The following is a 12545-nucleotide window of genomic DNA, read 5'->3' on the forward strand; positions in this document are numbered from 1 at the left end:
TGTACAATTACCCAATTATATACGCTCAAAGGCATAGTCACAGCCTTGTAACGGGAGAAACCATGCAACCTTGTACTATTGTTATCTTCGGCGCCACCGGCGATCTATCCCAGAAAAAACTGCTTCCGGCCTTGTATCACCTTCAAGCGGAAAATCGTCTGACAGAAGACACTCGCATCATCTGTATGGGCCGCAAAGAAAGCACCCAGCAGGAATGGCAGGATCTGGTCACAGAATACGTTACTCCTCGAGTTCGTGGTGGTATTGATAATGCTCTACTGCAAACCTTTTTAGAGAAAGTGCATTATTTCAAATGTGATATCAACGAAGCATCCAGCTATCTTGAACTGAAAGAACTGATTACTACTCCTGAAAATAATTTCTCTCAAAATATTGTTTTTTATCTCTCAATCAGTCCTTCTCTGTTCAGCGTAGTGGGCGATCAGCTTTCTGCCGTTGGGTTAAATCAGGAAACTGATGGCTGGCGTCATCTGGTGGTCGAAAAACCGTTTGGTTATGATCAGAAAAGTGCTGCTGAACTGGAACGTATCCTGCGCAAAAACTTTACTGAAGAACAGACTTACCGGATTGATCATTACCTGGGTAAAGGCACGGTTCAGAATATTTTTGTTTTCCGTTTTGCCAATTTGTTGTTAGAACCATTGTGGAATCATAAATACATCGATCACGTGCAAATCACCCATGCCGAGCAGCAAGGGGTTGGTGGTCGCGCTGGCTACTATGATGGTTCAGGCGCTTTACGTGACATGATTCAAAGTCACTTATTGCAAGTGATGGCATTGGTCGCAATGGAACCACCGGCAGATATGGATGATGAATCATTACGCGATGAAAAGGTAAAAGTGCTGAAATCAATTCGTCCAATCACGAAAGATATTGTTGATCAACATGCTTTCCGCGGCCAATATGCGGCAGGTGAAATCAATGGCAAACCGGTCAAAGGTTATCTGGAAGAAGATGATGCACCAGCAGGCAGTGTGACCGAAACTTATGCTGCGATGAAAGTCTATATTGATAACTGGCGCTGGCATGGTGTGCCTTTCTATTTACGTACCGGTAAATGTATGCCGGAATCCAAAGCGATGATCGCTATCCGCTTTAAAAAACCACCATTGGAATTATTCAAGGACACCAAAGTAGGTGACAGCCATGCCAACTGGATTGTCATGGGTCTGCAACCAGACAATACGTTACGTATCGAGTTACAGGCCAAACAACCCGGTCTGGAAATGAAAGCGCATACTGTTGGTCTGGAAACAATGGAAACAGATGATATCAAACACAAGCTTGACGCTTATGAAGCCTTGATTCTGGATGCCATTCAAGGAGATCGTTCATTGTTTCTGCGTGCCGATGAAGTCAATCTGGCCTGGAAAGTCGTTGATCCGATTCTAGAAAAATGGGCTGAAGAGCAGAATTTTGTACATACCTACAAAGCGGGTACCTGGGGTCCTGAAGAAGTTAAACGACTGCAGGACAATCCATGTCACGCATGGCGCAATAATGTCTAGCTTTTGAATGCTAACCAAAAAAACCGGACGTCGTCCGGTTTTTTTGGGTCATTAGATTAAACAACTAAACCTGTCAGGTTAATGCCTGACCGAGTTTTATCTTCATCTCAGCTTTCCATTTATCTGTCCAGGTTGGTGCATCCGGTGGAAGTAATAAAACCACGGTTGACCCCATATTAAAACGCCCCATTTCTTCGCCTTTATTAAGACGAATATGAGCATCAGCATAATGCCAATCGAGAATACCTTTGGTATACGGAGGAGTGATCTCTCCTTCATGCCATACCGTTTCCATACTGCCAACAAAAATAGCGCCAACCAGAATTAAAGCCATCGGTCCAGAATCTGTTTCAAAAACCGTGACAACCCGTTCATTTCTGGCAAACAATCGCGGTACACCGCGAACAGTAAGTGGATTAACCGAAAATAATTTACCCGGTATATAACGCATACGCATCAGCTTTCCTGACACAGGCATATGGATTCGATGATAATCACGCGGCGACAGATAAATTGTCGCAAATTGTCCACCATCAAACTGTGCCGCTAATGCTGGATCGCCACCTAATAGCTCCAATGTTGAATAATCATGGCCTTTGGCCTGTACAATTCTACCTTTTTCAATAAAACCTAATTGACTGATACAGCCATCAACTGGTGACACAATCACATCATTACCAACAGCAATTGGTCTGGTTTCGGCTTTGATTTTTCGGGTAAAAAAAGCATTGAAATGTTGATACGAATTAATATCTGGATTTACCGCTTCCGTCATATCCACCTTGTACTGGCGAATAATGATTGAGATTATTCGATTCTTGAACCAGGGTATGGTTAATCGACAGATTCGGTGCATCAGTCGTGATAATAAGTGTTGCGGCAAACAGTACTGAGGTAGGGTCAGCCAGAAATCTTTTTTGCTTGTTCCCGATACCCGAGTTTGTTTTGGTTCATTATTAGACAATTTTTCCCCTTTCACGTGTTACTCAAGCTTGTCATAATCAGTCGCTTATCTAACCAGCTTATTCCGCAAAGGAGTATACCAAGTCATGAAAAATCTGCTGAACGCATTAACAGTCGTATTACTCAGTTTTACCAGCTTTGTAAGTTATGCGGGTGGTGGCCAGCCGAATCAATCGTTGTATTACGTTATTGATGAGCCCTTTACCATTAATTTTTTACGACAAAGTGATGAGCAGGCGCGATATCTGCAGATCAAGGTAGCGTTAAAATCAAGCGATCCTGCCATTCTGACCAGTGCTGAAAGCAACCTGCCAATGATTCAGGATACGCTGCGAATCCTCTTCGCTGAACAGGACATGCAAACAGTCAAAAGTCTCGAAGGCCGCAGCCAGCTCCAAGATGAAGCCTATGAACGACTCAAGGCTATTTTTGAAGAAGAAACAGGTAACAGTAATCTTGAAGCAGTGTATTTCAATACCTTTCTATGGCAATGAACAGGCACGGTATTTGCTTTGAACAATTTATCGATAGGACATAGACAACATGGCTGAAATACAAAAAGATATCGAACTCAAACAAGGCATGAGCAAAAAAACCAAAATCATCATGATTATTGGGATTGTAGTGCTGTTATCTGTCATAGGTGCAGGTGTTTACTGGTGGCTGTCTAAAGATGCAGCCTCGGATGAGTCAACAGAGGATGCCGAGGTAGCTGTAGAGAAAGCCACTCCGGTTTATCATGAAGTGACAGCCCCCTTTATTGTCAATTTCTCAGAGCAAAGCAATGATAGGGTCCGCTATCTGCAAATCAAGATGAAAGTGATGGCACGTGATCAGGCATCCATTGATCTGTTTGCTTTACATGAACCCGCACTGGTTCATGAATTGCTGATGTTGTTTTACAGTCAAAATTATGACGATCTCAGTACGACTGAGGGCACACAGGCTTTACAGCAGGAATCACTGGAAACCATTAATAGTTTCCTTAAACAGCAGGATAGTGATATCACCGGGCTTGAAGCGGTTTATTTCACCAGTTTGGTAATGCAATAGTTATGGCCGTTCACGATATATTGTCACAGGATGAAGTCGACGCACTGCTAAATGGTCTTGGCGGTGATGATATTCAGCAGGAAAAGCCTGAGCTGGATGAATTCGGCAAACCACGGCGTTATGACTTCGGTAACGAAGAACGCATTATTCGTGGTCGCATGCCGACGCTGGAAATGATCAACGAACGTTTCGCCCGCTATTTACGAATTAATCTGTTTAATATGCTGCGCCGGTCCGCTGAGATTTCGGTGGGTGGCGTTCAGGTGATGAAGTTCTCTGAATACGTTCATACATTGTTTGTTCCGACCAGTCTGAATCTGATTCAGCTACAACCATTACGTGGCACCGGACTTATCGTCTTTGAACCCAAATTGGTGTTTACCATTCTGGATAATTACTTTGGCGGTGAAGGCCGGTTTCAGGCACGTATAGAAGGCCGGGAATTCACTGCAACCGAGTTACGCGTCATTCGAATGGTGCTGAATTTGTGTTTTACCGACTTAACCGAAGCCTGGTCACCAGTGATGCCGGTTCAATTTGAATTTGTCAGTCATGAAGTAAATCCACAATTTGCCAATATTGTCAGTCCCAGCGAAGTGGTGGTCATTTCGACTTTCCACATTGAACTGGATGGCGGCGGCGGTGATTTACATATCACCTTGCCCTACTCGATGCTGGAACCGATTTGCGAGTTACTCGATACCGGCCTGCAAAGTGATCGCTCGGCTGATGATGGTCGCTGGGCCAAATCCATGCGTGAAGAGCTGATGCTAGCGGATGTCACCTTATCTGCAACACTGGCACAAACCAAACTTACATTGGAAGCCGTCCGTTCTTTAAAAGTGGGTGACATTATTCCTATCAGCATGCCCAAAACGGTGACCACAATGGTAGAAAATATCCCGATATTCCGTGCAAGCTATGGTGAGCATAATGAAAAAGCAGCGTTGAAAATCACCTCAATTATTGAACATCCCAAAGACAATACACCGAGTTACCAGCTGACAAAGGCTAAAAAATCATGAGTGAAGATACAAAACAATCCGATCAGGATCTGGCTGACGAATGGGCGGCTGCACTTGAAGAACAGGTCGATGACGATAGCGGCCAGGATGACTGGGCAGCGGCGCTTGAAGAGCAGGCCGATGCTGAATCCTCAGCGGCCCAGCCCAGCCCTGCTCCACTGAATAAACTGGATGATGAAGGTAAACCACGTACCGATGTAGATCTGGACATGGTTCTGGATATTCCGGTGACCATTTCTATGGAAATTGGCCGTACTCGAATCAGCATCCGTAATTTACTGCAATTAAGTCAGGGTTCGGTAGTTGAACTGGATCGGCTGGCGGGCGAACCGATGGACGTATTAGTAAACGACACCTTGATTGCCCATGGTGAGGTAGTCGTGGTGAACGACAAATTCGGTATACGTTTAACCGATGTTATCAGCGCCGCAGAGCGGATTAAAAAACTGCGATGAAATATTGGCAAGTCATTTCGGTGAACTCTGTTGCGTTGTTTCCACTATTGGTCAACGCGGAAACCATGAGTTCCACACCGGTCAATGCCAGTACGCTCTTACAGACGATTTTTGGTTTGGTTGTGGTGCTGGCGATAATTGTGTTTTTAGGCTGGATGCTTAAACGCAGTCAATTTTTTCATGCAGCTCATAATGGCCAGTTAAAGGTTTTAGGCTCGCTCTCTTTGGGTACGCGGGAAAAAGCTGTGTTGATACAAGTGGGTGAACAACAGCTTTTAATTGGTGTCACTGCTCAACATATCAGCACTTTGCATACGCTATCCGAACCTCTTCCTATTCGTGAAATTTCCCAACCCGCTGAGGGTGAGTCATTTGCTGATCGGCTGAAACAGATGATGCAGCAACGGGGCAATAAATAATGCGTAGCATGGGCCTGTTTTTATTACTGATACTGCTGCCAGGACTGGTTTTAGCCGAGCCCGGTATTCCGGCATTGACCTTGTCTACTGGCGAAGATGGCTCACAAAGTTATTCGCTGACCTTACAGATCCTGGCACTGATGACGGTACTGACGCTGTTGCCGGCAGCATTGTTAATGATGACCTCATTTACCCGGATCATTATTGTATTGGCGATTTTACGTCAGGCAATGGGCGTGCAGTCCACGCCTTCCAATCAGATTATGATTGGTCTGGCGCTGTTTCTGACCTTTTTTATCATGTCTCCAGTGTTCAGCACAGCTTATGAAAATGGCGTCCAGCCATATATGGACGGCGATATCGAAGCTACTGCTGCTATTGAACAGGTCAGTCAACCCTTTCGTGAGTTTATGCTGGCTCAGACCAGAGAAAGTGATATTGCTTTATTTGCTGAAATTGGTGGTTATTCCGCCATTGAAAGCCCTGACGACGTACCTTTCAGCCTGCTGCTGCCAGCCTTTGTGACCAGCGAGTTAAAAACTGCTTTTCAAATCGGCTTTTTGATTTTCGTACCATTTTTGATTATTGACCTGGTCGTCGCTTCGGTTCTGATGGCAATGGGTATGATGATGTTGTCACCCATGTTGATCTCTCTGCCCTTTAAACTGATGTTATTTGTGTTGATTGATGGCTGGGCATTGTTAATGGGAACGCTGGCTTCCAGCTTTTATATCTAGCCATGACTCCTGAAACCGTCTTAACTGTCATGCAGCAAACTCTCGAAGTGATTACTTTGCTGATTATTGTGATATTAATTCCGGCATTAATCGCCGGTTTGATAGTGAGCATGTTTCAGGCGGCTACCTCTATCAATGAACAGACGTTAAGTTTCATTCCGAAATTGCTGGTGACGATTCTGGTATTGATGGTAGCCGGCCCATGGATGTTGAGTCTGGTCACCAATTATACCGTTCGACTGTTTGAAAACATTCCCTACCTGATAGGTTAGCGATGAATCTGTCGATCGCAGAAATCAGTGCGATGCTCGGTGCGTATATTCTGCCGCTATTTCGAATTGGCGGCATGCTGATGGTTGCACCGATTTTTAGCAGTAATTTTGTCAATGTTCGTACCAGACTGATCATTGCTCTGGCCATTACATTCGTGGTGGTTCCAACCATCAATACGCCAACCCCGGTATTCTCGCCGCTCAGTGGTGAAGGCATCCTGCTTATTGCTCAAGAGGTGATGATTGGCATTTGCATGGGGTTTATGTTGCAACTATTGATGAATGCCTTCATCGTCGCCGGTCAGATTATTGCGATGCAGATGGGGCTTGGTTTTGCCTCAATGGTCGATCCTCAGAATGGCACTACGGTGCCGGTAATCAGTCAGTTTTATCTAATCTTCATCACGCTGATGTTTCTCAGTATTAATGGGCATTTAGTGCTGATCCAGGTGATGGCGGAGAGCTTTATCACGTTGCCAATTGGTGCTGGAGGTATTTCAATCGAAAGTTTTCGTGATATCGCCGGCCTGGCCAGCTGGATGTATGCCGCCGGCGTTATTATTGCCTTACCAGCTATTGGCTCTTTAATGATGGTCAATCTGGCGTTTGGGATTTTGTCGCGAGCTGCCCCGCAAATCAGCCCATTTTCTATCGGTTTTCCACTGACCATCGGGTTGGGTTTTGTGATCATTTATATCACCCTGCCCGCTGTCGGCAATCATCTGGTCGACTTTTCGGATCAAATGCTGCAAATGACACGAATGCTGGTATTGAACAATGGCTGAACAGGATAGCGGTCAGGAACGCACCGAAGACCCCTCGGGTAAACGCCTTGATGAAGCACGGGAGAAGGGTCAGGTCCCCCGATCCCAGGAATTAAGCACAGTAGTGGTATTGATTTCCAGTGCGGTGGCGATGCTGTTTGTGGGTGGAAATCTGGTCAGCAGTCTCGGCGAGGTAATGACCCAATCCTTTTCGCTGAATCGCAAGTTGATCATGGATCCGCATATGATGGCGCAGCAGCTGATTGTCGCCTTGAAAATCATGGCTGTTGATGTCGGTAGTTTTCTGGCGATTACGCTGATAGCTGCATTAGCAGCCCCGGCATTGATTGGCGGCTGGAACTTCTCCACGCAGGCCATGGGCGTCAAACCGGAAAAGATGAGCCCGCTTCGTGGTCTTAAGCGTATTTTTGGCACTCAGGGTCTGGTTGAACTTGGTAAAGCGCTAGGCAAGTTTTTACTTGTGGGCAGCATAGGCACCTTAATTCTGTGGAGCCTGCGTGACCGATTATTGACACTGGGACGGCAGGAAGTTGAAGTGGCCATGACAGAGCTGGGATTCATTGTGCTCTGGGGATTTTTAGCGATCTGTGCCAGTCTGATTTTGATTGCGTTGATTGATGTGCCTTTCCAGCTGTGGAATCACACTAAACAATTACGCATGACAAAACAGGAACTTAAAGACGAAAATAAAGAAACTGAAGGTAGCCCGGAAGTCAAAGGCCGAATTCGCAGAATGCAGATCCAGTTATCACAACAACGCATGATGCAGGATGTACCCGAAGCCGACGTTATCATTACCAACCCGACTCATTATGCAGTGGCTCTGCGTTACGACCAATCCAAATCTGGCGCCCCTGTTGTCCTGGCTAAAGGCACCGATCTGATGGCGCAACAAATCAGAATGGTCGCTGATCACCACGAAGTGCCCATTATCTCTGCTCCTCCGCTGACCCGAGCCGTTTATTACAGCACGGAAATCGGTCAGGAAATTCCATCTGGTCTATATATTGCAGTAGCTCAGATATTGGCGTTTGTCTTCCAATTGAGACGTTATAAAAATACGGGCGGTAATAAGCCAAATCTCAATACGGAAGACTTGCCAATTCCGGATGAATTTAAACGAGATGAGTAGTCAATGGAGAATACAAGCCTGACAAGCCGTTTAGGTGGAGTGTTAAACGGTAATGTCGCGACACCAATGTTCCTGGTGGCATTGTTGGCCATGGTGGTCATTCCCCTCCCTGCGTTTATGCTGGATATGTTATTCAGCTTTAATATCGCCTTATCACTGACCATCGTCCTGGCCAGTGTTTATGTGAGAAAACCCTTACAGTTCGCTGCATTCCCAACCATCCTGCTGTTAGCAACTCTGCTAAGACTTGCTTTGAATGTCGCTTCTACCCGTATTGTTCTGCTTGAAGGACACACCGGGACAGCTGCCGCCGGACAGGTTATCGAAGCATTTGGTGAGTTTGTTATTGGCGGTAACTATGCGGTAGGTCTGGTCGTTTTCGCCATTCTGGTTATTATCAACTTCGTGGTCGTCACCAAAGGTGCTACGCGTATTGCTGAAGTTAGTGCCCGTTTTACCCTGGATTCAATGCCCGGTAAACAAATGGCAATTGATGCTGATTTGAATGCAGGATTGATTGATCAGGATGAAGCCCGCCGTCGTCGCGAAGAAATCATGCAGGAATCAGATTTTTACGGTTCTATGGATGGTGCCAGTAAATTTGTTCGCGGTGATGCGATTGCCGGGATCCTGATTCTGTTTATCAATATTATCGGTGGTTTTGTTATTGGTGTTCTGCAACATAGCCTGAGCTTTTCTGACGCAGCACATAACTATACTCTGCTGACGATAGGTGATGGTCTGGTAGCTCAGATACCGTCATTACTGCTTGCCGCCGCTGCTGGCTTGCTGGTCACTCGCTCTACCGCTGATCAGGATATTGGTGAGCAGATTTTCTCCCAGTTATTGAAAGAACCCAAAACCCTGGCCATTACCTCAGGCATTATCGGCGGAATGGGTTTAATTCCCGGTATGCCAAATGTCCCGTTTTTACTGTTAGCCGGTGCCGGTGCAGGCAGCGCCTGGTTGATAGCACAGCGTCAAAAAGCCGCCACACTTGCGGCAACTCCACCGCCACAACAGGAAGCAAATCGAGAGCAACGTGAACTGAGTTGGGATGATTTAAGTCCGGTTGATCCGATTGGACTGGAAGTCGGTTATCGCTTAATCCCACTGGTAGACAAAAATCAGGGCGGTCAATTGATGAATCGCATCAAAGGCATTCGCAAAAAGATTTCACAGGAAATGGGCTTCTTAATTCCACCGGTGCATATCCGCGATAATCTGGATTTATCACCCACCGCGTATCAAGTCACCTTATTTGGTGTGACCTTTGGTGAAGCCGAGGTCTATCCGGATCGCATGCTGGCAATCAATCCCGGCCAGGTCTTTGCTCAATTAGAGGGTATTCGTACCAAGGACCCCGCCTTTGGTCTGGATGCCATCTGGATTGAACCCAGCCAGCGGGAACACGCCCAGGCACAGGGTTATACCGTCGTCGATGTCGACACAGTTGTTGCTACACATCTAAGTAAAATCCTGCAGAATCATGCGCATGATTTACTGGGCCGTGAAGAAGTTCAGCACCTGCTGGACAATCTTGCCAAAACAGCGCCAAAACTGGTGGAAGGTCTGGTACCCGATACCGTCCCATTAGGTACGGTGCAAAAAGTGCTGCAAAACCTGCTGCAGGAAAACATTCCGATTCGTGATATCCGCACCATCAGCGAGGCCATTGCCGAACAGGCAGCTCGCAACCCAGATCCTGAGGCAATCACCGCTGCGACACGTATGGCGCTGGCCCATTCCATCGTGCAGCACATTAATGGCACTCAGCCAGACCTGCCTATCATCACATTGGATCCAGAGCTGGAACAGATATTGCTAAAAACATTACAGGCATCTGGAGAAGGTGACGCAAGTCTGGAACCGGGACTCGCAGAGAATATGCATAAAAATCTGCAAGAAGCAGCTCAACGACAGGAAATGTCGGGTGAGTCGGCGATTTTGGTGGTTCAGACGGGTTTAAGGGGTTGGATTTCCCGTTTTATCCGTCACGCAATTCCAGGACTGCATGTGCTTTCCTACAACGAGATACCAGATGATAAACAAATACGCATTGTGGCAAATGTGGGTCGATAACAAGAAGGTGATGTGATGAAAATTAAACGTTTCCAGGCGGCAGATGTACGTCAGGCTATCCGCGAAGTACGTGAAGTACTGGGTCCGGATGCCGTTATCCTCTCTAATACTCGCGTTGATGGTGGCGTAGAGATTGTGGCGGCTACAGATTACGATGAGACGCAATTCCGTCGTCAGAATAATGTTCCCCGTCCCGCAGCCGTCACAGAAGAACCCAAAATTGAAATCGATCCTGTTCAACCGCAAGCTCCTGCTTACGTTGCCCCACAACAAAATATCTGGTCGCAGGAACCCACTCTGGTTCAGATGCGCAAGGAAATTGCCAGTCTGCGGGATATGCTGCAAAACCAGCTATCTGATTTAACCTGGAAGGATATGGCAAGACAAAGTCCAACCCAGATGCAGGTTTTGCAACGGCATATGCGCATGGGAACAGATGTTGAACTCGCGAAACAATTGGTTACAGCCAGTCAGGGAATTGATGATCTGGAAACTGCCTGGCGTCAATCATTAGGCAAACTGGCTGCGCAGATCCCATTATCAGATCAGGACATTATTGAAAAAGGCGGCATTATGGCGCTGGTCGGGCCGACTGGTGTCGGTAAAACCACGACCATTGCCAAACTGGCGGCGCGTTGTGCATTGAAACATGGTGCACGCCAAGTGGGCCTGATTACCACTGACTGCTACCGAATCGGCGGTCAGGAGCAACTGCGAAGTTATGCCCGTATATTGGGAGTGTCTTTACGTGTCGCACGAAACCATCAGGAACTTGGTGAAGCACTGAACGATATGCTTGATCGGCGCTTTATACTGATCGATACTGCAGGTATGAATCCGCGTGATATGCAATTAACACAAAAAATAGCTATGTTAACTCAGCATTCTCCCCGCATCCGACATTTCCTCACGCTGTCTGCAACCACCCAAAATTCTGCTCTGAATGATATCATTAAGGCGTTTTCGCACCTTAAATTAAGCGGATGCATTCTGACTAAAACGGATGAAAGCAGCAGTCTGGGAGGCGCGATCTCTGCAATAATTCGTCATCAACTGCCTTTGGCCTATATCTGCGATGGTCAGCAAGTACCTGAAGATCTCGGTCTGGCACGACCTAACAGTTTGGTGAATCAGGCCAGCGAGTTGATGCAATCTGAACAACAAGCACTGGATCCTCATACAGTATCCAGTTACGGAGGTTTTGCCGCTTATGGCTGATGCACCCCTGGACCAAGCAAGTGGTCTGCGAAAAATGACTCACATTCCGAAGCCGGTAAAAGTAATCGCTATTGCCAGTGGTAAAGGTGGTGTGGGTAAAACCAATGTGACAGTGAATATTGGTGTGGCACTTGCTACTCAAGGGAAAAAAGTCGTTCTACTCGACGCTGACCTGGGTTTGGCCAATATCGATGTGATGCTTGGCTTACACCCGCAATTCAATCTATTGCATGTTCTGGAGGGAGATAAAAGCCTGAAAGAAATTATGGTCGATGGACCGTCAGGACTACAGATTATTCCGGCGGCTTCCGGCGTAAAGAAAATGGCTGAACTCAGCCCGGCTGAACATGCAGGTATGATTCAAGCTTTCAGTGAACTGGATGATCACATTGATATCCTGCTTATCGACAGCGCAGCAGGTATTGCTGACAGCGTCGTCAGTTTTACCAAAGCGGCGCAGGAAGTCATCGTTGTTGTCTGTGATGAACCTGCCTCAATTACTGATGCCTATGCATTAATCAAATTACTGAGTCGTGAACATGGGGTTGAACGATTCCATATTATTGCCAATATGGGACGCAGTATTCAGGAAGGTCGTGAATTATTCGATAAAATCTCACTGGTTTGCGATCGCTTTTTGGATGTAACGTTAAATTTTATGGGAATTGTGCCTTTTGATGAAGATCTTCGTCGGGCAGTGAAAAAGCAACGTTCAGTGGTCGAGTTTTTACCACGCAGTAAATCTGCTACGGCATTTCAGCATCTGGCAAAAAAAATCGATTACTGGCCAGTCGCCAAACAACCGAGGGGAAATATGGAATTCTTTGTTGAACGTCTGATACAGGCCAGTCTGGAAGCAGGTTAGGATGATT

At 46.4% G+C, this 12545-nt stretch carries 14 protein-coding genes; 13 read left to right on the forward strand and 1 reads right to left on the reverse strand.

Going from position 1 to position 12545, the window contains the following annotated elements; all coding sequences use genetic code 11:
* The first annotated feature begins 62 nt into the window (after positions 1-62).
* Entirely contained in the window at positions 63-1532 is a 1470-nt protein-coding gene (gene zwf / locus Q7A_RS12990) for a glucose-6-phosphate dehydrogenase (RefSeq protein WP_014708069.1), read from the forward strand.
* A gap of 73 nt (positions 1533-1605) precedes the next feature.
* Here the strand turns inward: zwf and asd are convergent, their stop codons facing one another.
* Positions 1606-2496, reverse strand: a complete 891-nt coding sequence (asd, locus tag Q7A_RS12995; RefSeq protein ID WP_238595917.1) for an archaetidylserine decarboxylase — start codon at positions 2494-2496, stop codon at positions 1606-1608.
* Positions 2497-2581: 85 nt separating this feature from the next.
* Here asd and Q7A_RS13000 point away from each other — a divergent pair, with 85 nt between their 5' ends.
* The 12 genes from Q7A_RS13000 to Q7A_RS13055 are packed head-to-tail and all read left to right on the forward strand — an operon-like array spanning position 2582 to position 12538.
* The gene (locus Q7A_RS13000; RefSeq protein WP_014708071.1) at positions 2582-2989 is read left to right on the forward strand and encodes a flagellar basal body-associated FliL family protein; all 408 of its coding nucleotides are present in this window, start codon (positions 2582-2584) and stop codon (positions 2987-2989) included.
* 49 nt (positions 2990-3038) lie between these two features.
* Positions 3039-3548, forward strand: a complete 510-nt coding sequence (locus Q7A_RS13005) for a flagellar basal body-associated FliL family protein (protein WP_014708072.1) — start codon at positions 3039-3041, stop codon at positions 3546-3548.
* A 2-nt stretch (positions 3549-3550) separates the two neighbouring features.
* Positions 3551-4573: a flagellar motor switch protein FliM gene (gene fliM, locus Q7A_RS13010; protein WP_014708073.1), complete on the forward strand. Its 1023-nt coding sequence runs from the start codon at positions 3551-3553 to the stop codon at positions 4571-4573.
* Positions 4570-5028 carry a flagellar motor switch protein FliN gene (fliN, locus tag Q7A_RS13015; RefSeq protein WP_014708074.1) on the forward strand — a complete coding sequence of 153 codons (459 nt, stop codon included), beginning with the start codon at positions 4570-4572 and terminating at the stop codon, positions 5026-5028. The genes fliM and fliN overlap by 4 nt, the downstream gene beginning before the upstream one ends.
* Positions 5025-5447 (forward strand): flagellar biosynthetic protein FliO, encoded by a 423-nt coding sequence (gene fliO / locus Q7A_RS13020; protein WP_014708075.1) that lies wholly within the window; start codon positions 5025-5027, stop codon positions 5445-5447. Before fliN ends, fliO begins: the two co-directional genes overlap by 4 nt.
* Positions 5447-6184 carry a flagellar type III secretion system pore protein FliP gene (gene fliP / locus Q7A_RS13025; RefSeq protein WP_014708076.1) on the forward strand — a complete coding sequence of 246 codons (738 nt, stop codon included), beginning with the start codon at positions 5447-5449 and terminating at the stop codon, positions 6182-6184. Before fliO ends, fliP begins: the two co-directional genes overlap by 1 nt.
* A 2-nt stretch (positions 6185-6186) precedes the next feature.
* Positions 6187-6456 (forward strand): flagellar biosynthesis protein FliQ, encoded by a 270-nt coding sequence (gene fliQ / locus Q7A_RS13030; RefSeq protein ID WP_014708077.1) that lies wholly within the window; start codon positions 6187-6189, stop codon positions 6454-6456.
* Between the two features lie 2 nt (positions 6457-6458).
* Positions 6459-7241, forward strand: a complete 783-nt coding sequence (gene fliR, locus Q7A_RS13035) for a flagellar biosynthetic protein FliR (protein WP_014708078.1) — start codon at positions 6459-6461, stop codon at positions 7239-7241.
* Positions 7234-8373, forward strand: coding sequence for a flagellar biosynthesis protein FlhB (gene flhB, locus Q7A_RS13040; protein WP_014708079.1), 1140 nt, complete (start codon positions 7234-7236; stop codon positions 8371-8373). Before fliR ends, flhB begins: the two co-directional genes overlap by 8 nt.
* Positions 8374-8376: 3 nt before the next feature.
* Positions 8377-10455, forward strand: a complete 2079-nt coding sequence (gene flhA, locus Q7A_RS13045) for a flagellar biosynthesis protein FlhA (RefSeq protein WP_014708080.1) — start codon at positions 8377-8379, stop codon at positions 10453-10455.
* Positions 10456-10470: 15 nt separating this feature from the next.
* A complete protein-coding gene (gene flhF, locus Q7A_RS13050; RefSeq protein WP_014708081.1) occupies positions 10471-11673 on the forward strand; it encodes a flagellar biosynthesis protein FlhF in 1203 nt (400 codons plus the stop codon).
* The gene (locus Q7A_RS13055; protein WP_014708082.1) at positions 11666-12538 is read left to right on the forward strand and encodes a MinD/ParA family protein; all 873 of its coding nucleotides are present in this window, start codon (positions 11666-11668) and stop codon (positions 12536-12538) included. Before flhF ends, Q7A_RS13055 begins: the two co-directional genes overlap by 8 nt.
* Positions 12539-12545 lie beyond the last annotated feature (7 nt).

It is taken from the genome of Methylophaga nitratireducenticrescens (genome assembly GCF_000260985.4).
Lineage (GTDB): Bacteria > Pseudomonadota > Gammaproteobacteria > Nitrosococcales > Methylophagaceae > Methylophaga > Methylophaga nitratireducenticrescens.